The sequence below is a fragment of the Psychrobacter proteolyticus genome (assembly GCF_003350005.1).
Lineage (GTDB): Bacteria > Pseudomonadota > Gammaproteobacteria > Pseudomonadales > Moraxellaceae > Psychrobacter > Psychrobacter proteolyticus.
The window spans coordinates 381716-405210 of sequence record NZ_QLKS01000003.1 but is presented as its reverse complement, the minus strand read 5'-3'; the positions used below and the strand labels follow the sequence as shown (position 1 = coordinate 405210).

The window sequence follows — 23495 nt, the reverse complement described above, 5'->3', positions numbered from 1 at the left end:
GCGTCAGACGTATGATTAATATGTACATGTGCGCACTTGATTTCACTTTTTATTAATTGTAAAAAATAAAGGATACAATCAATGAATTTACATGAGTATCAAGCAAAAGAGCTATTAAAAAGCTACGGTTTGCCAATTCAAGAAGGCATCATCGCTCATAACGGCGAAGAAGCTGCTGCAGCTTTTGATAAAACCCCAACTGACATTGCGGTAATTAAAGCGCAAGTACATGCTGGTGGTCGCGGTAAAGCTGGTGGTGTGAAGCTGGTTAAAACTCGTGAAGAAGCTAAGCAAGTTGCTGAAGAGCTGATCGGTACTAACCTAGTAACGTTCCAAACTGATGCTGATGGTCAGCCAGTAAACTTCGTATTGGTTGCAGAAGATATGTACCCAGTACAAACTGAGCTATATCTTGGTGCAGTAGTTGATCGTGCGACTCGTCGTGTAACCTTCATGGCATCAACTGAAGGTGGTGTTGATATCGAAGAAGTAGCAAACGAGACACCAGAAAAAATCTTCAAAGTACATGTTGATCCTTTAGTTGGTCTAATGCCTTTCCAAGCGCGCGACGTTGCGTTCAAACTTGGTCTAGAAGGCAAGCAAATCAACCAGTTTGTTAAATTGATGACTGGCGCTTATAAAGCATTTGTTGAAAATGACTTTGCTCTAATGGAAATCAACCCATTAGCTGTTCGTGAAAATGGCGAAATCGTTTGTGTTGATGGCAAAATCGGTATCGATTCAAACGCACTATATCGTCTGCCAAAAATCGCAGCGCTACAAGACAAGACTCAAGAAAATGAGCGTGAGCTTAAAGCCGCTGAATTTGACCTAAACTATGTTGCTCTAGAAGGTAACATCGGTTGTATGGTTAACGGTGCTGGTCTTGCAATGGCGACCATGGACATCATCAAATTGTATGGCGGCAAGCCTGCTAACTTCTTGGACGTTGGCGGCGGCGCAACTAAAGATCGCGTTGTTGAAGCGTTCAAAATCATCCTAGAAGACAGCAGTGTTGAAGGCGTTCTAATCAACATCTTCGGCGGTATCGTACGTTGTGACATGATTGCAGAAGCTATTATCGCTGCTATCAAAGAAGTTGACGTACAAGTACCAGTTGTTGTTCGTTTAGAAGGTAACAACGCTGAGCTAGGCGCACAAATCCTAGAAGAGTCTGGTCTGAAATTGATTTCAGCTCAAGGTTTATCTGACGCGGCTCAAAAAATTGTCGATGCTGTTAAAGCGTAAGTCTTTAAACATAAGTGTTTAGAGATAAACGCTTAAGCATAGTAGTCAAATCGTAGTGGTGGTTTTATAGCAAAGATTGGTTATCAAAATCCGATAACAATAGCTATAAAGACCACTGTTACAAGACAACCGAATACAAGGAAAATATAATGAGTGTATTAATCGATAAAGATACCAAAGTATTGGTACAAGGTTTTACTGGTAAAAATGGTACGTTCCATTCTGAACAAGCCATTGAATATGGTACAAAAGTAGTTGGTGGTGTAACGCCAGGTAAAGGCGGCCAAACGCACCTAGGCCTACCAGTATTCAACACCATGGCGGAAGCCATGGAAGCGACTCAAGCTGACGCTTCTGTTATCTACGTACCAGCACCATTTGTACTAGATTCTATCGTTGAAGCAATCGATGCTGGCGTTAAGTTGATCGTTGTGATCACTGAAGGCGTACCGACTATCGATATGCTAAAAGCAAAACGCTATCTTGAAGAAGCTGGTGACGTACGTTTGGTTGGTCCTAACTGCCCAGGCGTTATCACTCCAGGTCAGTGCAAAATCGGCATCATGCCAGGCCATATCCATCAGCCAGGTAAAGTGGGTATCATTTCACGCTCTGGTACGTTGACTTATGAAGCCGTAGCTCAAACTACTAAGCTTGGTTTTGGTCAGTCAACTTGTATCGGTATCGGTGGTGATCCTATCCCTGGTATGAACCAGATTGACGCACTGAAACTGTTTGAAGCTGATCCACAAACTGAAGCTATCATCCTAATCGGCGAAATCGGTGGTACTGCTGAAGAAGAAGCTGCTGCTTACATCAAAGACCATGTAACTAAGCCAGTTGTGGGTTATATCGCTGGTGTTACTGCTCCAGAAGGTAAGCGTATGGGCCATGCTGGGGCTATCATCTCTGGTGGTCAAGGTACTGCTGAAGAGAAATTCAAAGCGTTTGAAGATGCTGGTATCGCGTACACACGTGACCCATCTAAACTTGGTGATAAGCTAAAAGAAGTTACTGGTTGGTAAAATAGGCATTAGTCTACTAACTACTAAAACTCTATTGAATTACTGCTAAGACACCCCTACAATGGGGTGTCTTTTTTTTGCCTGAAAATTTTATAAAAAATAAAATATTAGTTACTGGCGGTGCTAGATATATCGGTTCCCATACTTGCAATGCAATGCATTGCATGAAGCAGGCTATGATATTGTTGTATACGATAACTTATCCAATAGTAGCCATGAAGCGATCAATCGCGTATCTATGCTTATTGGACAGCCTGTTGAGTTTATCAAAGGCGATATACGAGATGCTGAATCCCTCAAAAAAATATTTTCTGCACATCATTTTTTTGGCGTCATTCATTTCGCTGGGTTAAAAGCAGTGGGAGAGTCAGTTGCCAAGCCATTGCTATACTATAATAACAATGTCAGCGGCACCATAACCTTGTTAGAAGTCATGAAAGAACATAGTGTTAAGAATTTAGTTTTTTCATCCTCTGCCACTGTCTATGGTGATCCTGAATCCTTACCCATCGATGAGAGCTCGAAGCGCTCTTGTACCAACCCTTATGGTCAGAGGAAGCTGACCGTCGAGCATATATTAGAAGATTTAGCCGTATCCGATGACAGCTGGAACCTGATTGCTCTTAGATATTTTAATCCAGTAGGGGCCCATCCATCAGGAGAAATTGGGGAAGACCCAAATGATATTCCTAATAATTTGATGTCTTATATTTTTCAAGTAGCCGTCGGTAAACTTGATAAGCTCATTATCTTTGGTAATGACTGTCCTACTGTAGATGGAACAGGTGTCCGTGACTTTATTCATGTTACTGATTTGGCTCAAGGTCACGTGGCTGCACTAAATTATCTAGATAAACAAGCCAGTCTAAATGAAGATAGCATGACGCAAAACTCAGTAGGCTTTTTACCTATTAACTTAGGTACTGGCAAAGGTACGTCTGTATTAGAGTTGGTATCTGCATTTCTTGATGTATCTGGACAGGCCATTCCTTATCAGTTTACAGATCGTCGAGCAGGTGATATTGCGAGTCGTTATGCCAGTGCCGATAAAGCGAAAACGTTGTTAGGGTGGCAAGCCGAATTATTAATTACTGATATGTGTCAAGATACATGGCGTTGGCAGAGCATGAACCCGAATGGATACAATGTATCTTGATACTTGTTAAGCTATCATCGTTTATTTGCTAGCTTATTCTAACTTAACTTTTGAGATAGTCTTACCCACATGAAAAAAATTACTCACGCCGTTATTCCTGTCGCAGGCTTTGGTACACGTATGCTGCCATTGTCGAAATCTGTACCAAAAGAGTTGTTACCGCTTGGCAATCGTCCTGCTATTCATTACGTGGTTGAAGAGGCTGTCGCTGCTGGTATCAAGCATATTGTCTTGGTTGGTCATGTGCAAAAGAGCGCGATTGAAAACTACTTTGATATCAATGCGGAGTTGGATAATCAGTTACGTCACAAGGGCAAAGATGAGCTGGCTGATAGCTTAAACTGGTTGCCAGAAGACGTAACTGTATCGATGATACGCCAAGGTAAGGCTTTGGGTTTGGGTCATGCGGTATTGGCAGCGCGCCCAATCATCGGTGAGCATGACTTTGCCGTATTATTGCCTGATGTCGTGCTTGATCCATTTACCACTGATATGTCAGCTGATAATTTGGCCTTTATGCTAGATGCCTTTTCTACAGATGGTCACTCACAGATATTGGTTGATCAAGTAGCGGATGAAGATGTACATAAATATGGTATTGCTCAACTAGATGAAAAACTCAGCAATACTGATGACATTAGTGAAGAAGTAAAGATTAATGCTAGCTTTAAAGTGGCTGGTTTTGTCGAAAAGCCCAACTTAGCCGCTGCTCCTTCCAATCTGGCTGTGGTAGGGCGCTATGTATTTAACAATAAGATATTTGATTACCTGTCCAATACTAAAGCTTCAGTCGGTGGTGAAATTCAGCTGACAGATGCGATTGACTCGCTCATTAGTGAATATGGTGTCCATGTCACAACTATGCGTGGTGATAGCTACGATGCAGGCGATATGCGTTCGTACATGCAGGCGTTTATCTATTTTGCTGAGCAGCAACTAGCAGATGATGAGTAACTGATGAAAGAAATAAAGGGCGACAAAACATATAGTAGTGCTCGACATTCTAAATACTGGCAGCAACTACAAACGCTTGCAAAGCATCCATGGTCCCTTGCACAGCTATTTGCACAAGATGATAAGCGTGCCAAGCATTTTAGCGTGCAGGCTGGTGCGCTGTATATGGACTTTAGTAAGCAGCGTATCGATCAGACAGTATTGTCTAACTTACTAAGTTTGGCCGATAGTTGTGAGCTGGATGCTCGTATTGATTCATTACTACAAGGGGCGATGGTAAATACCAGCGAGCAGCGTGCTGCATTGCACACAGCATTACGATTGCCAGAGACAGCGACATTACAAGTTGATGGACAAAATATCGTCGCTGATGTACATCATAGTTTGGCTCAAGTAGCACGCCTCTCAGAACGCGTGCGAAACGGTAAGTGGCGCGGGTTTTCGGGCAAGGCCATTACAGACGTTGTCAATATTGGGGTCGGTGGCTCTGATCTTGGCCCACTCATGGCGACTACGGCGCTTGATGAATGGGCAGATACCAATATTGAGGTGCATTTTGTCTCCAATATGGACGGTACGCAGCTTGATAATCTACTCAAGCATTTAAACCCTGAGACCACGCTATTTATTATTTCTTCCAAATCCTTTGGTACGGTTGATACCTTATCGAATGCTAAGACAGCATTATCTTGGCTACTTACGACGGCAAAACTCCGTGCAGGTACAGAAGATAGTGTGTTGCGTCGTCACTTTATCGGCATCTCAGCGAATAGTGAAAAAATGAGTGCTTGGGGAATTCATCCTGAGCATCAGTTGCAGCTTTGGGAATGGGTCGGTGGTCGCTTTTCTTTATGGTCGGCGATTGGCCTTGCCATTGCTATTCGTATCGGTATGAATGGCTTTAAGGCTTTATTAAGCGGTGCGCATAGTATGGATGAGCATTTTGCACAAGCTGAATTTGCTGACAATTTACCAGTGCTACTAGGCCTGCTGGCAGTTTGGAACAGTACTTTTTTACAAGTAAATGCGCACACTGTATTGCCTTATGATGGCCGATTGGGCTATCTACCCAGCTATCTTACCCAGCTAGAGATGGAGAGTAATGGTAAGTCAGTTACTCGAAATGGGGATCATATTGATTATGATACGTGTCCAATTCTATGGGGTGAAATTGGCTCAAATGCGCAGCATGCATTCTATCAGCTGCTACACCAAGGCACGCAGCAGGTTTCCTGTGACTTTATCGCTTGTGTACGTCGTTACGGTGATGAGGCGCGAAACTCTTCATTGCAACAACAGCACGAGTTGTCTTTAGCAAATTGTTTGGCGCAAAGTCGAGTATTGGCATTTGGCAATGCTGCTGTGACAGATCTGGTCGATCCACAGACAGTGTCCGAATCAGACAAATATAAGTACTACCGTGGTAACCAACCGTCAACCACGTTATTGATTGATGAGCTGACGCCGCATAGCTTAGGAGCATTGATAGCGCTCTACGAGCATAAGGTCTATGTCATGGCCAGCATTTGGGATATCAATCCGTTTGATCAATGGGGCGTCGAGATGGGTAAGCAAATGGCAGACTCCGTACACCATGCTATGCAGCACATGCAAAAAGATGCTCAAGGTCAATTTGATACGTCTACTGACCAATTACTACAGCGTATTAAACAGCTGTCCTAGCGATAGTGGTGTGTCAACAATATAGGAAAGTACGCTCATGGAAAAGGTTTTAGATGGTAGCCATATGAATAAATATAACAATAAGTCCGAACCAAGCCAATTAACCGATTCTACAGTTTGTGTGCTTATTGGTCATAGTATAGAGGCGATTACCAGTGCAGTAGTGCTGGCAAGTCTCGGTCAGTGTGTGCATCTTTACGCAGACAAGACGCTATTGATGCAGCAGATACAGCAATATGGTTTTGAGCATCATCTGCAAGCTCTATGGCAAATGTATGAGCAGCAGCAGGTCATTATCAGTAAGGAATTACCAGCTAGTGCCGATATGCTCATAAAAGGCTATGAAGTAGCTAGTCATAACGAAATTGATGCTCAAAATACGGTAATGCTTTATTGGTTATTTTTAGACAGTATTAAGGCTGTGTGGACAGAAGACAATTGGATTACCGCTTTTAATCAAAGCCATCAGCAGGCACTCCCTGTGATTATGAGCGGCATTGAGCAATTAGGCCATGTGGCAGGATTGGCTCAGTGTTTACAGCGTGCTTGGGTCTATTATGTGCCATTTGTATTCTTACAAGACGGCGATGCGTATAGCTCGATGTTGAATCCTTCGTTATGGCTACTGGGTGAAAAGACAGCGAGTAGCAGCCAGCAATTAGATGTGTTGAAGCCTTTAATGCAGCATGCACGCGCTACTCATCATGCTGATATCGCAACGATAGAGTTTGCTCGCAGTAGTATCATGGCGATGCTAGCGACTAGAGTGAGCTTTATGAATGAGATGTCACGTTTGGCTGATAGTCAAAATGTCGATATCAGTCAAGTCAGTCGTATCATGGGATTGGATGAGCGGGTAGGCAGTAGTTATCTAAAAGCAGGGTGGGGATTCGGTGGTAATACTTTGCCTACTGAGCTGGCTAAATTGCAACAATCAAGCCGTACACACAGTTTGGATATGCCTTTATTGCAATCTATCGTGCATATTAATGAAGATCAAAAAGAGCTGATATTCCGTAAATTTTGGCAATACTTTGATGGGTTCATCGATAATAAAGCAGTCATGATTTGGGGCGGTAGTTATAAGTCAGGCTCAGGACGTACCGCTGGTTCAGCTATCCATCCGTTACTAGCATTACTATGGTCTTATAATATTCGCACACTGGTTTATAGTGACAAGGCACAGCACGAGCTTGCTGAGCTTTATCAGCAACAACCATTACTTGAGCTGATTACTAGTCCCTATCAACAGCTTTGCGATACCCATGCTATTTTTATTATTAGTTGGTCACCGCGAGATCAATTAGATATCGCCAAAATCAATCAGCAAGCTATGCCAGTATTTGATGCGCAAAACGCCCTGACACACTCGCAAATTAATAGCTTAGTAGGTGATTATATGGGTATTGGCCGATCTAAATGATTTGGTTTAAGGTTTTCTGTGTATAGAAAAAGGCTCGCTAACACTCATTAGCGAGCCTTTTTAGACTGACAATCAGAACTGTTTTACTGGGTTAATGACTTTATGCTGGTACGGCACCTTGCGTTGCTAGCCATTGCTGAATTTCTTGAGTTTTAGCAGCCAGTAACGGTTGATCGCCGCGACTTTCGATATTTAATCTGATAAGCGGCTCGGTATTCGATGCTCGCAGATTGAAGCGCCACTCTCCAAAATTCAGACTTAGACCATCGAGTGTCGATTTAACTGGATTCTGTGAACTAAACTTTTCTTCAATAGCGCTGATGATAGCTGGTGCATCGTGAGTAGTGAGGTGAAAGTTTAATTCGCCTGAGCTAGGGTAGGCGGCAATATAGCCTGTGACCAATTCGGATAGTGTTTTACCAGTGATAGACAACAGCTCAATGGTCAATAACCATGGAATCATGCCACTATCGCAATAGAAGAAGTCGCGGAAATAGTGATGGGCAGACATTTCACCGCCATATACAGCACCTGAGTCCCGCATGACTTGCTTGATGAATGAGTGTCCAGATTTACTAATGACAGCCTTACCGTTGTGTTCCTCTATCACTGCTTCGGTGTTATAAATCACTCGTGGATCATAGACGATTGATTCATTCGGGTATTTGTTCAAAAACGCTTGAGCGAGCATACCGACGATATAGCTACCATCGATAAATTCGCCTCGCTCATCAAATAAGAAGCAGCGATCGAAGTCACCGTCAAAAGCGATGCCAAGATCCGCGTTATTTTCCAAAACGGCTTGCTGGGTAGCCACTCTATTGGCTTCAATCATTGGATTGGGGATGCCGTTAGGAAAGCTACCATCTGGTGTATGATGCAATTTAATCACTTCAATCGGTGCATCTGCTTGTGCTAATTTATCGATTAATAAATCGACCACAGGACCTGCGCTACCATTGCCTGAATTAACGACCAGTTTGAGTGGTTTTAGTTTATCAGTATCGATAAAAGTCATAACATGATCGATGTACGCGCTTTTATCCGTCAATAACTGCAATTTGCCTGATTGATTATCCGTAGTGAATTGCCCAGATTCTGCCAGTGCTTGAATCTCTGCCAAACCGTCATCGGCACTAATGGGTTTTGAATGTTCTTTGACCAGTTTTAGGCCATTATAGTTGATAGGGTTGTGACTGGCAGTCACCTCAATACCACCTAACGCCTGATAGTGACTGGTGGCAAAATACACTTCTTCAGTACCACTCATACCCAAGTCAATCACATCAACGCCTGCATCCATCATACCTGTGATAGCTGCTTGCTTTAACTGCTCACTAGAGTGGCGAATATCACTACCGATAACGATAGCAGGTTTTAGAGTTGCTATATCATTGGCTTGGGTTTGAGCCGCTGCCTGATAACGCTGATATAAAATCTTTGCAAACGCCCGCCCGATACGGTAGGCAATCTCTTCGTCGAGATTAACCCCAAGCTCACCCCGAATATCATAAGCTTTAAATGAGCTGATAGTAATAGGGTCGAATGTCGCGGCTGGTTGATAGCTGGTGGTCGCAGAAGTGGACATAATGATAAAGTTCCTCTCGCATGAGCAGTGGTAAAATGAAGTCGTCAGTAGCACAATTATAAGCCAAGCTGTGTTCAATGATACACTAACTATTAAACGAATCAGCAAACAACACATAAAACGATAAGAGCCATCCTTATGAGTATTTCAGACAATAAAATTACCGTGCCTAAGCCTGTGCAAGGAACGCCAGACGCTACTGGCCAGCTTGATGATTTGTTAGCGTTGATGGCACGACTAAGAGCAGACTGTCCGTGGGACAAAAAGCAAACCAATCATAGTCTTATTCCTTATGCCATCGAAGAGGCTTACGAGCTAGGCGAAGCGGTACAAAGCGACGATGATGAAGACATCAAAGGTGAGCTTGGCGATGTGCTGCTGCAAGTGGTGTTTCATTGTCAGATGTATGCGGAGCAAGGGCGCTTTGATATGAGTGATGTTATCAGTACTTTGCAAGAGAAGTTGGTTCGTCGTCATCCACATGTGTTTGAAGCCGAAACGCTCAAAGACGATGCAGCAGTAAAAGTACGCTGGGACGAAATCAAGCTTGAGGAGCAGCAGGCACGCGAAGCACGTGGTAAATCAAAACGTCGCTTAGATCAGGTTAAGGTGGGTAGTGCCTTGATGCAGGCGCAGGATGTACAAAAGCAAGCGTCAAAGTTAGGTTTTGATTGGGAAAGTATTGCAGGTGCCGTAGATAAGCTAGACGAAGAGATTGCTGAGCTAAAACATGAGCTAACAGATAAGTCTACAGCTGAGGTCAAAGCTAACATTAGAGAGGTCGAAAAAGAATTAGGCGACTGTATGTTTGCACTCGTGAACGTTGCACGTAAACTAAACCTCGATGCAGAAGCGGCTACCTTAACCTGCGTGCATAAATTTAAGTCACGCTTTGGTTATATTGAGGAGCAGCTAGAACTCGCTGGCAAGCGTATTGAAGACAGCGATATAATAGAAATGGATGCACTGTGGGAAGCGGCGAAACAACATGAACGCTCATCGTAAATTTTCATTTGCCAGCTTACTGACGACCACAGCTTTTAGTCTCCTATTATCTGTGGTCGCACTCAGTAATGCCAACGCCGATCCTTGTTTTGACGACCCTCAGCGTGCTTATGAGTATTTAATCGCGAAAGAAAAAGCTGTTACACAAGCGCGTGAGCAGAAAGTTATCAATATCAATCGAGCCAATGAAGGCGAGCTGGTTTCGTTAGATGGTATCGGCAGTAGTAAAGCGCAGGCGATAATTTTATATCGTGACATGTTTGGTGATTTTAAGACAGTGGATGAGTTGGCAAAGGTTAAAGGTATCGGTGCAAAAACAGTCGAGAAAAACCAAAGACGTTTAAGCGTGCGCGATTAATGACGGTATTTTGCATTAATTAACCCCAATATTGACAAAATAGCATGTAAGTAAATGTCATAACACCCCCAGTAGGTCCAAAATTTGTTAAACTAGCGGGTACATCCGCCTGATAAACGCTGTGTTATTCAGGGGTAGTTAAAGAATACCGGCGAGGAGTAGATGCATGGCCGAGCGTGCCGCCAAGCAGTTAGAACTGAACAAATCTGAATTACCCAATTCCATTACTGAAGTGATTGCCACATTGACCCGTGCTGGGTTTGATGCGTATATCGTCGGTGGTGGTGTGCGCGATACTTTATTAGGTCTGCGCCCGAAAGACTTTGATGCCGTCACTGATGCCAAGCCGCATGAGATTAAAGATGTCTTTGGTAAGCGCTGCCGCATTATCGGTCGCCGCTTCCAGTTAGCGCATGTATATTCAGGTCGCGAGTTGATTGAAGTTGCTACTTTCCGTGGTCCACCAACCAGTGATGCTAATACCAATCAAGACGGTATGATTCTGCGCGACAATGTTTGGGGCGATATCCAACAAGACTTCTCTCGTCGCGATTTCTCTATTAATGCGCTTTATTATCAACCGCTCAAAGGCATCGTTCATGATTTCTGCGGCGCGCTTGATGATATTGATAACAGAATCATTCGTCTATTGGGCAATGCGCCAGTACGTATCGAAGAAGACCCTGTGCGCTTGCTCCGTGCCTTACGTTTCAAAGCCAAGTTAGGCTTTGAGTTTGATGAAGCGTTGTCCGAGCAATTTAATGACGGGAACTGGGCGCTGCTTGAGCAAATATCACCGCATCGTCTCTATGATGAAACGCAAAAGATGTTTACTGGTGGCTATTTAGTACCCCTATTACCATTATTGTTTGAATCAGGTGCGATTGACAGCCTTATTATCTATCCCCCATCTGAGCCAAGCGCTTTAGTCAATCAGGTAGCTATCAATACCGATAAGCGTATTGCAGCGGGCAAGAGTATCAACCCTGCGTTCTTCTATGCTGCCTTACTGTGGGAAAATTACCTACATCAATTGGCAAAAGCCAAGAAACGTAATATGCCGTTTGCCGAAGCGCAAATGCATGCTGCTGGTAAAGTCATCGACCGTCAGCGTATCAAAACCGCTATTCCGAAATTTGCTGAGCAATTTATCCGTGATATTTGGATATTGCAGCCAAAACTTGCAGCTCCGCGCAGCAAACAAATCGTCCAGCTATCTGAGCATCCGCGTTTCCGTGCGGGCTTTGACTTTTTGTTATTGCGTGAGCAATGCGGCGATGCTGAGCATCCGCTATCAGAGTCAACCAATGATATGGGTGACTGGTGGCAGACGTATCAAACCTTGTCTGAACAAGAGCAGCAGCAGGCGATTGATGAATTTGATGAAAATATTCGCCGAGGTGCTTATAAAAAAGGCCAACGTGGTCGCGGACGTAATCGTCAAGAATCAAAAACACAGATTACTGATAACGCAACACCTAATCAGAACAGTACAAAGCAAAATAAAGCCGATGGCCGTGCTGAAAAAGGTAGAAATGATCAAACAATGGTAAATGATTCGTCAAATATCCCAGCCCGTCGCCGCCGCGCTGCAAGCCAATCTAAAGCTGGTCGCCATGACAGCGGAAGACACAACGTGCAGCAAGTAGAGCAAGACAATAACGAGCTTGCTCAGCTACAGCAGTTGTCTCTTGCTAATAACAAACAATCGGCAAGTCAACAGGCAAAGCCTAAGCCATTATTTGTTATCGAGCACGAGAACGTAGTGCCACCATTGCAGAAGCAACTGTCAGCTGATGATACATCGAAGCGCAGCAAAGCACCTGTACGAAAGCAAGCATCAACCAATCAAGAAGCTCCAAAGCAAGCGGTTAAGTCTGAACGCTCAAATAACGTTCAGCTGTCTAATACTAACCAGCCAGAAGCTCAAGCGTCAGCTAGTCAGGCTAGACCAGCTCGCTCGATCGCAAGATCACCTGCGTTAGTCAGTATGAATAACGAGCCGATTCCGCATAAGCGTCGCCGTCGTCAACCTACTGTAGATAGTGCGAGCAACATCGAAGTACAAAGCAATAGCGATACGGAGGGCAGTAATGGCAAAGCACAGACAGCAGCGAAGTATGCGAAAAAAGCGCCTAAGCCTGCAGTTGAAGCGTCTGATAAAAGCGATACTAAAAGTGTAAAGGAAGTAGGTAGCAAGGCAGTAGATAGCAAAGACGCGACAAAAACCGATGCACCTGCGCGAGCCAAGAAGTCGGTGAAAGCAACTACTGCAAAGGCTGCTAAAGCGAAGCAAGATACGAATGATCAGATGCCTGCTGTGAAAGTAACTGATAACAAAGGCCCTGTACCATCGAAGCGCCGCCGCCGTCAGCCTAGTACTGAAAGCGTATAATATGGATAACAGTACAGATAATAGTAACTGGGTTACCTGTTATGTAGGCTTGGGTAGCAACCTCGCTAATGAGCTGGGTTTGCCTGCCGATCATTTGCGGCAGGCGCTTGCAGTAATGCGAGCACATGAGCAGGTACGTGAAGTAAGTGTCTCTTCTTTTTACGCTTCAGCACCGATGGGTCCGCAAGATCAGCCGGATTTTATCAATGCAGTAGCTGGTTTTGAGACAAAACTTTCCCCTTATGAGCTGCTTGCTTTTTGTCAGCAGTTAGAGAGCATGGCCAAGCGGGCACGTTTACGCCGTTGGGGTGAACGTAGTCTGGACGTTGATATTTTGCTATACGGTGAGACGCAGATTGCTGATCCAACACTGACAATACCGCATGCTGGTTTAAGTGAGCGCAATTTTGTCTTAATACCACTTCGAGAATTGGCGCCAAATTTAACCATCGCCGGTAAGTCGATAAGTGACTATTCACAAAGTCGCGATTGGACAGGTTTAACATTACTATCAAGCGATTAATTATAAGTAACTGCTGCTAGGTGATAGACGATAAATGATTGAGAGATCGGTCTAAGACATCTCGATCATAGCTAGAATAGTAGCAGTATTAATAATCAAAGGCATTGCAGATTAATTGAGGGTCATATGACGACATTATCTACTCTAAATAAGTTTAAAAAAGAAGGTATCAAGTTCACTTGCTTGACCTGTTATGACTCGATGTTTGCACGAATGATGGAAAAAGCCGAAGTTGATACGATTTTAATTGGGGATAGCTTGGGCATGGTTGTACAAGGTCATGATTCAACACTACCTGTGACAGTCAATGATATGGCTTATCACACTGCCAATATTGCCCGTAGTAACAAACACGCGCTCATATTGGCTGATCTACCGTTTATGAGTTATGTGACACTACCAGAAGCCGTTGCTAATAGCCGCACATTGATGCAAGCAGGGGCGCATGTTATAAAAATCGAAGGCGGCAGTGAGCTTTGTGAATTGGTAACGACCTTGGCACAAGCAGGCACACCAACTTGTGTACATCTTGGTTTGACCCCGCAGTCTGTGAACGTGTTTGGTGGCTATAAAATTCAAGGTCGCGGTGATGAGGCGGCTAATAAACTGCTTGCTGATGCCAAAGCAGTTGTCGCTGCAGGTGCTGCATTACTAGTACTAGAATGTGTTCCAGCCGTGCTTGCAAAAGCCGTTACTGAAGCTGTTGCCGTGCCAGTTATTGGTATTGGTGCTGGAGCCGATACTGATGGTCAGGTATTGGTTATGCATGACATGCTAGGTATGGCGCATGGCCGAGTGCCACGTTTTATTCATGACTTTTTAACAGATGAGCGCAATAGTGCACATAGTATCGAAGGTGCTTTTGCGCTCTATCAGCAGTCAGTACGCGAAGGTAGCTTCCCGACTGAGCAGCACCAATTTAGCTGATTTTGAAGCTATTGAACAACAGAACGTTTGAATAGAAGAAAAGTAATCATGTCTCCAATTATTTATCATGATATCTCGTCACTACGTGCCGCGCTTCAGCCTTATCGTGGTCAGCAACGTGACAAACAAGGCCGTCAGCAGCGCATTGCGTTAGTACCAACGATGGGTAATCTGCATGACGGTCATCTTGAGCTGGTAAAGATTGCCAAACAGCATGCAGATGTAGTGGTGGTCAGTATCTTCGTTAACCCCACTCAGTTTGGCGTTGGGGAAGATTTTGACAGCTATCCGCGTACGCTAGATGCCGATGTGGCTAAGCTTGCGACAGTTGATGCAGATTACGTGTTTGCACCTAGCATTGATGCGATGTATCCAGTATTACCACCACCTACTGCTGTGTTGGCAGGGGCTATTGCCAATCAGTTATGTGGTCAATCACGTCCTGGACACTTTGACGGTGTTGGTATTGTTGTCGCTAAACTATTCAATATCGTACAACCAGATGTGGCAGTATTTGGACAAAAAGACTATCAGCAGCTTGCTATCATTAAGCAGTTGGTACGTGACTTGAGTTATCCTATTAATATCATTGGTGCGCCTATTGTTCGTGCTGATGATGGCTTAGCGCTATCATCGCGCAATCAATACTTAAGTGCAAATGAGCGACAAGTAGCTCCTGTATTACATCAAGCATTGCAAGAATTAGCGCAGAGTTTGAAAAGTACGGCTCTGAGTCATCAAGCATTTGATAAGCTATTAGTAGAGACGCGGACACGTATTAGTGACGCAGGTTTTATTATTGATTATCTGGAAATCAAGACTGAGGAGTTAGGTTCTGTCGTAAGTGACTCTAAAACCTTTAATACAGAAAATAGAAACATCGTTATTTTAGTTGCAGCTTGGCTAGGAAAAGCGCGTTTGTTAGACAATCAGTTGGTAGTGGTAAATTAGCTTTTATGACAGACCAGTATACTGGATACAATAGACTTGGATGAGTAGATCATGAGTGTAAGTCAGGATCAAGATAGTAACAGCGTAGCATCGGTAACGCATCCAGCGTTCACGAATAAGCTTAGTATATTGGTGGTATCAGGACGTTCAGGTTCTGGTAAAACCTCAGTATTGAATATCTTAGAAGATCTGGGTTATTACTCTATTGATAATCTACCGCTGTCTTTATTGCCTAATGCTGCTCATAAACTGGTTAATGAAAGCGGTATTCATCGTATTGCGCTTGGTGTTGATATTCGAACACCGCGTGCTGATTTATCTAACTTTGCAATGATACATGATTCACTGAAAACAACCTATGGGGCGCAGGCGGTACGAGTACTATATGTGACAGCGCAAGAAAGTACATTGATAGCGCGTTTTAATGCGACACGTCGGGTCCATCCGCTTATGTCGCAAGATGTAGATAGTGATAATGCGAAGCATATCGCGTTTAACTTGCCTGCTGCTATCAAAAAAGAATTGGGGCTGTTAGAGCCAATTTCTGGTCATGCCGATATTACTATTGATACCAGCAATTTAAATATTCATCAATTAAAAGATAATCTGCGTGAACATATAGGTGCCGATAATCAAATTGTCGTTAACTTGCTGTCTTTTGGTTTTAAATACGGTAGCCCCATTGATGCCGACTTTGTGTTTGATGTCAGAATTTTACCGAATCCGCATTGGAATCCTGAGTTACGTGACTCGACAGGTCTAGATACCGAAGTAGGCGCGTTCTTCTCTGATTATCCGGAAGTAGCAGAAATGATGGATGACATTGATAAGTTTTTAACTCGTTGGCTACCAGAGTTTTTGCACAATAATCGTCATACGGTCACAGTTGCCATAGGCTGTACGGGCGGAAAACATCGCTCTGTTTTTATCACTGATCATCTACAACGCCGCCTTGCTGGCGCTATGCCTAAAGGTGTAAAGGTATTGGCAAAACACCGCGAAAAAAGTCGTTGGTAGTGATGTCAGATACTATTTAATTTATTAATTATTATTTTGGAAAGCTTTTATGATTGACTGGAAAGAACAGGATATGCGCGTCTCGCGCACAGAACTCAAAAAAGCCCATGAGCGCTTACAGCAGTTATCTATACCGCTTGCTAGCTTATCGAAAAAACAGCTAAAAGCCTTACCTGCCAGTGATTATTTTATGGCGGAGCTAATGGCACTTGCTGATATTACCAGTGCCAATGCCCGCAATCGTCAGACCAAACGTGTTGGCAAGCTGATGATTGAAGAGAATCGCCATGAGCTGATAAAGGCGTTATTTGATGCCTTTTTTCCTAAAGAACAAGTCTCAAAAATAGAGAGCTGGTACGAGCGTCTAAATATCAATGATGAAGGTACGCTCAAGCAGTTTGTGAAGCAATATAAAGCTTCTGAGCACCACAGTATGTATCAGTTACTGTTGTGGATAGAATATGCCAAACATATGCAAGACGATGAGTTGTTGGCAGAATCTAAAGCAGATTTAGCGAGTTATATTCGTGAAGTGGCTATTTTGTCGCAGCTGAAAAAATAATACCTACACCAAGCTAGAAGGTTATTAATTGAAAGATTATTAGTTGACAGGTTAGTAGTCAAAAAATGAATAGCTAAAATGTTAAGATGCAAAAAAGCCAATCAATTTATGATTGGCTTTTTTGTGCATGATGTACGGATATACTGTGCGTTATGTCTATTATTCAAGTATTTATTGCTTGAGTTATTTTTTTTCAGCACGTGCTTTGTCGACCAAGTAGTCGACGACTTTAGGTACTTTAGCACTCTCACCAGTGACTACATATTTGCCTTGCACAACCACAGCTGGTACACCAGAGAGCTGATAGCGTTTAGCACCTTCTTGTGAACGACCAATCTTTGTGCCAACAGCAAAAGAGTTATAAAGACTGTTAAACTTCTTTTCGTTAACGCCTTTTGATGCATACCATTTGCTCAATGATGACTGATCAAATAATTTTTTACCATCTTTGTGGATAGCATCAAATAGCGCAGCATGGGTTTTATCTTCAAACCCTAAAAGCTGAGCTGCATAAAAACCACGAGCGCTGGCTTCCCAAACAGGGTTAAGAGCAGCTGGTGTTCTAAAAAACACAACATCTTTGTCTTTGGTCTTTACCCATTTCTCCATGTGGGGATCAAGAACATTACAATGTGGGCAGCCATACCAGAAGAACTCACGTACGATGATAGCATCACCGCTTATTTTCTCTGGGTTGTCGAGCACACGATAATCTTTTCCAGCGACATAGTCCGCAGCTTGTGCGCCCATAGAGGTGAATCCAATGGCTATAGCCAAACCAGTCAGTGTGATGACACGTTTCATACTTTATCCTTGAGATGTGGGGATGTAGTGTTTATTAAAAGGGCAGTCATGTAGAAGATTGAAACATATGATATGTGAAATATAAAGTTCTTAAAACGACTAAACCAAACAATGGCGATTATAATCTACCGATAGCAAAGTATTGAATATGATAACGTATATAACATGTACTTGTGAATCGCAATCTTAGCCGACCGTTGTAAAGCTGTTAACAATTATTTAAGGTATATTACCTGCTACTTTCTGAAGCTACTGTTTTTCAAACGTCTACTTTAATTCTGACGTGGTTTAAGATAACTCAGAGTATTAGTACGCAATTTTGGCACACTGATACTTAACTTTTATACATTGAGACATTACCAAAAAAGAGAATAAATTTTTAAACCTATTCACAATCGGTGACGATGTACTTACGACAAAACGACCGCTCTCATGCTAATATTGAGTACATAATCGTATACTGTAAACGATAATAACTATAATGACAATCAAGGAAAATACCATGGGCTCAGCTTTGAATTCTTCGTCAACTCCAAATGATCAAAATCAAAATAGCGCTTTCAATAATACAGAGGCTAATACTATAAATGTGGATCCTAGCGAAGTCGAAAAATTTAATAACTTGGCGAGTGAGTGGTGGAGCAACACAGGGGCGTTTGCAACGCTACACGAGATTAATCCATTACGTCTAAATTGGATAGAAGAAAACGTTAAACGTGGCTATCAAAACGCTGCTAACAATCACGACACTAACAATAATCATGACATTGCTAATAAAACCGCTGAGCAAGGACTTGCTGGCAAAAAAGTACTTGATGTAGGGTGCGGCGGCGGAATATTGTCAGAATCTATGGCACGCCGCGGTGCTGATGTGACAGGGATTGATTTAGGTACAGAAAACCTAAAAGCTGCTGCGTTACATGCAGAGCAAAGCCAGTTAGACAATACGCTTCGTTATCAGCATATACCCGTTGAAGAGTTGGCAAAAACGCAGGCTGGTCAGTTTGATGTAGTGACTTGCATGGAGATGCTAGAGCACGTGCCAGATCCAAGCTCGATTGTGCAAGCCTGCTATGACTTATTAGCTCCTGGTGGGGTCTGTGTGCTATCAACGATTAATCGCAATCCTAAGTCCTATCTGTTTGCCATCGTTGGGGCAGAGTATGTGCTGCGATTGCTTGATCGTGGTACTCATGACTATGCCAAATTTATCACGCCAGCAGAATTAGACAAAATGGCACTCAATACTGGATTTGTCCGTCAGGATATTATCGGTTTGCATTATAATCCGCTGACTAAACGCTACTGGCTCGCTCAAAACGTCGATGTTAACTATATGATAGCCGTACAAAAGCCACTGGCTTGATGCTACACACGACCATTTATTTGCCATACTTTCACTAAACACGTCATCAATCTCAAGAGCACTCACTATGACCCAATTTGTAAAAGCTGTTTTATTTGACCTTGATGGGACATTAATCGATACTGCTGCTGATTTTATTCGTATCATTGGTAAAATGAGTCTCGAAAACGATTGGCAGGCACCGCCTGAAGTGGAAATTCGTGAGCAAGTCTCTGCAGGTGCCTCAGCTATGGTGCAATTGATGCTTAGACACAATGATCAACTCGAAGTCAGCGAGGAAGCGTTGCTTGAGTTTCGTCAGCAGTTCTTGGATGATTATGAAGCGGATATCTGTGTCGATAGCTGCGTGTTTCAGGAGCTTGAAGCGGTACTGACTGAGCTTGAAGCAAAGGGCGTGCCATGGGGTATCGTTACCAATAAGCCGCGCTATTTAGCCGAAAAGCTATTAAGTAAGATGCAACTGGAGCAACGCTGTGCGGTTTTGGTCTGTCCAGATGATGTATCACGTACCAAACCAGACCCAGAGCCAATGTATATGGCGCTAGAAAAACTCGGTATTCCTCGAGGTGCGGCGGGCTGCGTGCTCTATGTTGGTGACCATGTACGTGATATTGAAGCTGGCAATGCCGCTGGCATGCCAACGATTTTAGCCGCTTATGGATATATTCCACCTGAAGATCAAAAGTCTTTAAAAAAATGGGGCGCCGACTATATTACAGATACGCCTGAGCAGTTAAATAAATTGCTGCTATCATCGGGTAAGTTTGAGTATTTATAGACTGCTCTTTTATAAATGGTCTCTTTCTGGGTCGTTTTTTTTCTAAGCTGCCTCAGTAGGGCTATTAATGAAGTTAAAAAACAAATTTCATAACATCAGTTTTACAACCATAAGCACATATCCTCAACGATTTAATGATAAGTAGTGAGCAATGCCATGAGTGACAACAATAATCAACCAGTCGATCCACAAGACAATAAAAAAACTGTTCAAAGTCCTATCCAGCCTTTGACTCATGATGATATTCGTAGCTTTGTACCGTCGAGTAATTGCCTAGATGGTAAGACTATTTTGGTGACTGGTGCAGGGGATGGTATAGGCCGTGTTGCCGCATTGACCTATGCTCGTTATGGCGCCACTGTTTTATTGTTAGGACGTACTAGTAGCAAGCTTGAATACGTTTACGATGAGATTGAAAGCCTTGGAGGTAAGCAGCCTGCTATGTTGCCAATGAATCTAGAAGGGGCAACTTATGCTGAGATGCAGCAGCTCGAAGGGCTAATCAATAAAGAGGTCGGCCAGTTAGATGGTATCTTGCATAATGCTGGTGTATTAGGACAACTGACGCCGCTTGAGATGTATGACGTCGATACTTTTGCGCAAGTGATGAAAGTAAATTTTACAGCGACGTTTATGCTGACCCAAGCGTTATTGCCGCTATTAAAAGATGCTGATCATGGCTCTGTTGTCTTTACCTCTAGTACAGTAGGTACACATCCTCGCGCATTTTGGGGTGCTTATGCACTCTCAAAACAAGCAGTAGAAGGTATGAGTGATATCTTTACTCAAGAGACGCAGAACACCACCAACCTACGTTTTAACTGTGTCAATCCGGGTGGTACGCGTACCAATATGCGTGCGCATGCGTATCCAGGTGAAAACCCTATGAGCTTAAAAACACCTGAAGATATCATGGCTGGCTACGTTTGTCTGATGAGTGATGAAAGTATTGGCGTACGTGGTCAAGTCGTTGAGCTACAACCTAAAGATTAGTAGCAAGGTTTGTAAGTCGATTACGTCATTCTTTATTGACAATTTTATACACTATTGCAGGTTGCAATTAATCATAGCTAGCCCCATCTATTTGTTATTAAAGACATTTGTATTGTCTGATTATAATGAATAAAAAAATAGGATAAGATTATGGCAGGTGGCTGGTCAAGAGATGGTGCTGAGCACGAACAAATGGATGCAACGGTAAATGATGCATTGGAACGCGCGCGACGTTCGTTACCGACAGGTGTAAGTGCTGAGCTGTGTGACGAATGTGGTAAGCCTATTCCAGAGGCACGTCGACTGGCAGTGCCTGGTATTCAGCATTGCGTTAGCTGTCAGACAGAGCTTGAACAAGAAGCAAAAGCGGCTGAGCTATTTAATCGTCGTGGTAGTAAAGACAGTCAATTGCGTTAAGAAATAGTTAGTTGCGTTGAAAAAAGAAAGGGCGGACATTGCTAGATAAAATAGCAGTGTCCGCCCTTTTTCTGTCTATTACTATATAACCAGTGCCATCAATTCACGGTCGCACTCTTCCCAATTTATCAAGGCCGATGACGTTTCAGTATTATCCTTACTTTCTGTTTTTGCTATAGCTGTATCGACGGCATTGTCTAATTGCAAAATAATTTCCAATCGACTATCAGTGTGTGGGTCGATAGTTCTGGTGGTTAGACTACCAGGATTAAAATTCATCTGCATCCAGCCATCAGAAGTATGCACCACGCCTTTGATACGTTGCCAGTTTGGCAAGGCTAATAACCAATTCTGTAAATCGTCAGCGTTTAATATGTAGTGTGCAGGTAGTCGCCATCCAGCCAACTGAAAATCTTGCTGCTCTTCATGGTAGCGATAGGGCAGATCACTATCAGCACTGGACTGAGCTTCGGTCCCATCGGTAGGTGAACTCGATGATGGTACAGTTGCTAAAGAATTGGCTGGAGACTGTAAACCAATCATCGATTTTTGAGGATTAGAGATACTGATTTTTCGTTGATTCGAAATGATAGAGCTGGGCTGATTCAGTTGGTCGTTTAACGTTTTCGAGTATGCATCTGCTACAAGACTATCTGAGGAATGAACGTCTGATGAATGGACATCTGATGAGTCTGTTGTCTCAGGTGCCGTTAGTTCTGATGCTGCCCAAATGATTTTCACTTGTGAATTGAGCTTGGTTATCCATTCTACCAAAGCTTGTTTGTCGTTAGTATCTAATTGGGTATAACGATTGATTATCAGCACATCGGCATCACGGACATGCGCTTGAAAACCATCATGATCACGATACTTAATCTGTTGCCACTGCTCGCCACTCAGTACGGTCATCACAGCATTCATCTGTAGGGCAGTTTGCCAATGCGGCGCACTGAGTTGTAGTATCAGCTCACGTGGATGTGCCAATCCTGTAGGCTCAATGAGTAATCGCTGTGGATGATGGTCACTGAGCAGACGACTGATTGCAATCTGTAAGGGCAGCTGACTGGTGCAGCAAATACAGCCACCACTGACTTCACGAATGGCGATATTCTTTTGCTCAAGATCGTTATCTTGGGAGCTTGCTAGGAGTGCGCCATCAATACCGATACGACCAAACTCATTGATTAAGAGGGCCCAGCGTTCGTCATCAGGTTTTGTGGCCAGTAACTGATTAATTACAGTGGTTTTGCCAGCACCTAAAAACCCTGTCACTAACGTGCAGGGTATGTTTTGAAAAATAATTGGGTTTTTCACAAAAAGGCTCATCATATTGGCACGTGTTTGTGAGTAACCAAACACGGCCTATATTAAAAAAAATTAGATCAGTCAAAAGTTATTCACTCTTGATGGTTTCTACCTCAGCTTCATCAGGAACGAACACATAGCCCACGCCCCAAACAGTTTGGATATAACGCGCTTGTGAGGGATTGTCTTCAATCAGGCGACGCAGACGTGATACTTGGACGTCGATAGAACGCTCCATCGCACCCCATTCACGACCACGGGCAAGGTTCATCAATTTATCACGGGTCAATGGCTCACGTGGATGCTGTACGAGCGCTTTTAGTACTGAAAACTCACCTGTTGTCAAAGTAACTACGTTACCATCACGTTTGAGCGTACGAGTTGATAAATCTAGTGTCCATGGACCAAACTCGACCACTTCCATTTGATGACTTGGCGCACCTGGCAACTCACGGTTTTGACGACGTAATACAGCTTTGATACGAGCCAATAGCTCTTTTGGGTTAAAAGGCTTAGGTAGATAATCATCTGCACCCGCTTCTAGACCTGCGATACGATCAGCATCGCCACCCTTGGCAGTAAGCATAATAATAGGAATATCCGCATTGTCTTCACGCAGACGCTTACAGATACTGATGCCATCTTCGCCTGGCAGCATCAAATCGAGCACGACCAAAGAGAAAAGCTCACGTTGCATGAGTTTGTCCATCTGACTGCCGTCATGAGCGGTACGAACGACAAAACCGTCGTCTTCTAGGAAACGTTGCAACAAAGAGCGCAGACGAGCATCGTCATCGACGACTAAAATACGCTGAGTCAACGTGTCAGGGCTGTTGTTATCAGTCATACAGGCATCCTTTTATAAAAATTATTGTTATCAGAAACTACAAGTAAATAGCTATGAGCAAAAACACTGCCACTAATTATCATTATTTAATTATTGGTTACGAATAAGCACTTCATAAAATTAAAAACTATTGTTCAATATGTCAGCACATATCAATATTTGTGTTATTG

Annotated in this window: 21 protein-coding genes and 1 pseudogene; 18 read left to right on the top strand and 4 right to left on the bottom strand. The window is 43.3% G+C overall.

Annotated elements, in window-relative coordinates; genetic code table 11:
- The first annotated feature begins 81 nt into the window (after positions 1 to 81).
- The 6 genes and pseudogenes from sucC (at position 82) to DXK30_RS08840 (ending at position 7489) form a co-directional block, all read left to right on the top strand.
- Entirely contained in the window at positions 82 to 1248 is a 1167-nt protein-coding gene (sucC, locus tag DXK30_RS08865) for an ADP-forming succinate--CoA ligase subunit beta (protein WP_114701391.1), read from the top strand.
- Positions 1249 to 1397: 149 nt separating this feature from the next.
- Entirely contained in the window at positions 1398 to 2273 is an 876-nt protein-coding gene (gene sucD / locus DXK30_RS08860) for a succinate--CoA ligase subunit alpha (protein ID WP_101204626.1), read from the top strand.
- 92 nt (positions 2274 to 2365) lie between these two features.
- Positions 2366 to 3429, top strand: a pseudogene (galE, locus tag DXK30_RS08855) (UDP-glucose 4-epimerase GalE).
- A gap of 69 nt (positions 3430 to 3498) precedes the next feature.
- Positions 3499 to 4383, top strand: coding sequence for a UTP--glucose-1-phosphate uridylyltransferase (locus DXK30_RS08850; RefSeq protein ID WP_114701390.1), 885 nt, complete (start codon positions 3499 to 3501; stop codon positions 4381 to 4383).
- Between the two features lie 3 nt (positions 4384 to 4386).
- Positions 4387 to 6066 carry a glucose-6-phosphate isomerase gene (gene pgi, locus DXK30_RS08845; protein WP_114701389.1) on the top strand — a complete coding sequence of 560 codons (1680 nt, stop codon included), beginning with the start codon at positions 4387 to 4389 and terminating at the stop codon, positions 6064 to 6066.
- A 64-nt stretch (positions 6067 to 6130) separates the two neighbouring features.
- The gene (locus tag DXK30_RS08840; RefSeq protein WP_114701544.1) at positions 6131 to 7489 is read left to right on the top strand and encodes a UDP-glucose/GDP-mannose dehydrogenase family protein; all 1359 of its coding nucleotides are present in this window, start codon (positions 6131 to 6133) and stop codon (positions 7487 to 7489) included.
- A 100-nt stretch (positions 7490 to 7589) separates the two neighbouring features.
- On the opposite strand, the gene DXK30_RS08835 is transcribed toward DXK30_RS08840, so the two are convergent.
- Positions 7590 to 9077: a phosphohexomutase domain-containing protein gene (locus tag DXK30_RS08835; RefSeq protein WP_114701388.1), complete on the bottom strand. Its 1488-nt coding sequence runs from the start codon at positions 9075 to 9077 to the stop codon at positions 7590 to 7592.
- A gap of 138 nt (positions 9078 to 9215) precedes the next feature.
- Here DXK30_RS08835 and mazG point away from each other — a divergent pair, with 138 nt between their 5' ends.
- The 8 genes from mazG to yjgA all read left to right on the top strand — a co-directional run bounded on the left by mazG (position 9216) and on the right by yjgA (position 16815).
- Positions 9216 to 10082 carry a nucleoside triphosphate pyrophosphohydrolase gene (mazG, locus tag DXK30_RS08830; protein ID WP_114701387.1) on the top strand — a complete coding sequence of 289 codons (867 nt, stop codon included), beginning with the start codon at positions 9216 to 9218 and terminating at the stop codon, positions 10080 to 10082.
- The gene (locus DXK30_RS08825; RefSeq protein ID WP_114701386.1) at positions 10066 to 10440 is read left to right on the top strand and encodes a ComEA family DNA-binding protein; all 375 of its coding nucleotides are present in this window, start codon (positions 10066 to 10068) and stop codon (positions 10438 to 10440) included. The genes mazG and DXK30_RS08825 overlap by 17 nt, the downstream gene beginning before the upstream one ends.
- 166 nt (positions 10441 to 10606) lie before the next feature.
- Entirely contained in the window at positions 10607 to 12835 is a 2229-nt protein-coding gene (gene pcnB / locus DXK30_RS08820) for a polynucleotide adenylyltransferase PcnB (protein WP_114701385.1), read from the top strand.
- A gap of 1 nt (position 12836) precedes the next feature.
- The gene (folK, locus tag DXK30_RS08815; protein ID WP_114701384.1) at positions 12837 to 13358 is read left to right on the top strand and encodes a 2-amino-4-hydroxy-6-hydroxymethyldihydropteridine diphosphokinase; all 522 of its coding nucleotides are present in this window, start codon (positions 12837 to 12839) and stop codon (positions 13356 to 13358) included.
- Between the two features lie 126 nt (positions 13359 to 13484).
- Positions 13485 to 14285 (top strand): 3-methyl-2-oxobutanoate hydroxymethyltransferase, encoded by an 801-nt coding sequence (panB, locus tag DXK30_RS08810; protein WP_114701383.1) that lies wholly within the window; start codon positions 13485 to 13487, stop codon positions 14283 to 14285.
- A 48-nt stretch (positions 14286 to 14333) separates the two neighbouring features.
- Positions 14334 to 15236 (top strand): pantoate--beta-alanine ligase, encoded by a 903-nt coding sequence (gene panC, locus DXK30_RS08805; RefSeq protein WP_114701382.1) that lies wholly within the window; start codon positions 14334 to 14336, stop codon positions 15234 to 15236.
- Between the two features lie 51 nt (positions 15237 to 15287).
- On the top strand, positions 15288 to 16253 hold the full coding sequence (gene rapZ / locus DXK30_RS08800) for an RNase adapter RapZ (protein WP_114701381.1): 966 nt from the start codon (positions 15288 to 15290) through the stop codon (positions 16251 to 16253).
- A gap of 49 nt (positions 16254 to 16302) precedes the next feature.
- The gene (yjgA, locus tag DXK30_RS08795; RefSeq protein WP_057757930.1) at positions 16303 to 16815 is read left to right on the top strand and encodes a ribosome biogenesis factor YjgA; all 513 of its coding nucleotides are present in this window, start codon (positions 16303 to 16305) and stop codon (positions 16813 to 16815) included.
- 183 nt (positions 16816 to 16998) lie between these two features.
- Here yjgA and DXK30_RS08790 read toward each other — a convergent pair whose 3' ends face one another.
- A complete protein-coding gene (locus tag DXK30_RS08790) occupies positions 16999 to 17619 on the bottom strand; it encodes a thiol:disulfide interchange protein DsbA/DsbL (RefSeq protein ID WP_114701380.1) in 621 nt (206 codons plus the stop codon).
- Positions 17620 to 18121: 502 nt separating this feature from the next.
- Here DXK30_RS08790 and ubiG point away from each other — a divergent pair.
- The 4 genes from ubiG (at position 18122) to DXK30_RS08770 (ending at position 21173) form a co-directional block, all read left to right on the top strand.
- Entirely contained in the window at positions 18122 to 18985 is an 864-nt protein-coding gene (gene ubiG / locus DXK30_RS08785) for a bifunctional 2-polyprenyl-6-hydroxyphenol methylase/3-demethylubiquinol 3-O-methyltransferase UbiG (protein WP_114701379.1), read from the top strand.
- 67 nt (positions 18986 to 19052) lie between these two features.
- On the top strand, positions 19053 to 19763 hold the full coding sequence (locus tag DXK30_RS08780) for an HAD family hydrolase (protein ID WP_114701378.1): 711 nt from the start codon (positions 19053 to 19055) through the stop codon (positions 19761 to 19763).
- Positions 19764 to 19919: 156 nt separating this feature from the next.
- Positions 19920 to 20756: a YciK family oxidoreductase gene (locus DXK30_RS08775; RefSeq protein WP_227670782.1), complete on the top strand. Its 837-nt coding sequence runs from the start codon at positions 19920 to 19922 to the stop codon at positions 20754 to 20756.
- 150 nt (positions 20757 to 20906) lie between these two features.
- Positions 20907 to 21173 (top strand): DksA/TraR family C4-type zinc finger protein, encoded by a 267-nt coding sequence (locus tag DXK30_RS08770; RefSeq protein WP_101204603.1) that lies wholly within the window; start codon positions 20907 to 20909, stop codon positions 21171 to 21173.
- Positions 21174 to 21254: 81 nt separating this feature from the next.
- Here the strand turns inward: DXK30_RS08770 and DXK30_RS08765 are convergent, their stop codons facing one another.
- The gene (locus DXK30_RS08765; protein ID WP_227670783.1) at positions 21255 to 22487 is read right to left on the bottom strand and encodes a CobW family GTP-binding protein; all 1233 of its coding nucleotides are present in this window, start codon (positions 22485 to 22487) and stop codon (positions 21255 to 21257) included.
- A gap of 79 nt (positions 22488 to 22566) precedes the next feature.
- Positions 22567 to 23325 (bottom strand): osmolarity response regulator transcription factor OmpR, encoded by a 759-nt coding sequence (gene ompR / locus DXK30_RS08760; RefSeq protein WP_057757943.1) that lies wholly within the window; start codon positions 23323 to 23325, stop codon positions 22567 to 22569.
- Positions 23326 to 23495 lie beyond the last annotated feature (170 nt).

Coding starts and splice junctions, on each gene's coding strand:
- sucC (WP_114701391.1), top strand. CDS start 82: ATGAATTTACATGAGTATCAAGCAAAAGAGCTATTAAAAAGCTACGGT.
- sucD (WP_101204626.1), top strand. CDS start 1,398: ATGAGTGTATTAATCGATAAAGATACCAAAGTATTGGTACAAGGTTTT.
- DXK30_RS08850 (WP_114701390.1), top strand. CDS start 3,499: ATGAAAAAAATTACTCACGCCGTTATTCCTGTCGCAGGCTTTGGTACA.
- pgi (WP_114701389.1), top strand. CDS start 4,387: ATGAAAGAAATAAAGGGCGACAAAACATATAGTAGTGCTCGACATTCT.
- DXK30_RS08840 (WP_114701544.1), top strand. CDS start 6,131: ATGAATAAATATAACAATAAGTCCGAACCAAGCCAATTAACCGATTCT.
- DXK30_RS08835 (WP_114701388.1), bottom strand. CDS start 9,077: ATGTCCACTTCTGCGACCACCAGCTATCAACCAGCCGCGACATTCGAC.
- mazG (WP_114701387.1), top strand. CDS start 9,216: ATGAGTATTTCAGACAATAAAATTACCGTGCCTAAGCCTGTGCAAGGA.
- DXK30_RS08825 (WP_114701386.1), top strand. CDS start 10,066: ATGAACGCTCATCGTAAATTTTCATTTGCCAGCTTACTGACGACCACA.
- pcnB (WP_114701385.1), top strand. CDS start 10,607: ATGGCCGAGCGTGCCGCCAAGCAGTTAGAACTGAACAAATCTGAATTA.
- folK (WP_114701384.1), top strand. CDS start 12,837: ATGGATAACAGTACAGATAATAGTAACTGGGTTACCTGTTATGTAGGC.
- panB (WP_114701383.1), top strand. CDS start 13,485: ATGACGACATTATCTACTCTAAATAAGTTTAAAAAAGAAGGTATCAAG.
- panC (WP_114701382.1), top strand. CDS start 14,334: ATGTCTCCAATTATTTATCATGATATCTCGTCACTACGTGCCGCGCTT.
- rapZ (WP_114701381.1), top strand. CDS start 15,288: ATGAGTGTAAGTCAGGATCAAGATAGTAACAGCGTAGCATCGGTAACG.
- yjgA (WP_057757930.1), top strand. CDS start 16,303: ATGATTGACTGGAAAGAACAGGATATGCGCGTCTCGCGCACAGAACTC.
- DXK30_RS08790 (WP_114701380.1), bottom strand. CDS start 17,619: ATGAAACGTGTCATCACACTGACTGGTTTGGCTATAGCCATTGGATTC.
- ubiG (WP_114701379.1), top strand. CDS start 18,122: ATGGGCTCAGCTTTGAATTCTTCGTCAACTCCAAATGATCAAAATCAA.
- DXK30_RS08780 (WP_114701378.1), top strand. CDS start 19,053: ATGACCCAATTTGTAAAAGCTGTTTTATTTGACCTTGATGGGACATTA.
- DXK30_RS08775 (WP_227670782.1), top strand. CDS start 19,920: ATGAGTGACAACAATAATCAACCAGTCGATCCACAAGACAATAAAAAA.
- DXK30_RS08770 (WP_101204603.1), top strand. CDS start 20,907: ATGGCAGGTGGCTGGTCAAGAGATGGTGCTGAGCACGAACAAATGGAT.
- ompR (WP_057757943.1), bottom strand. CDS start 23,325: ATGACTGATAACAACAGCCCTGACACGTTGACTCAGCGTATTTTAGTC.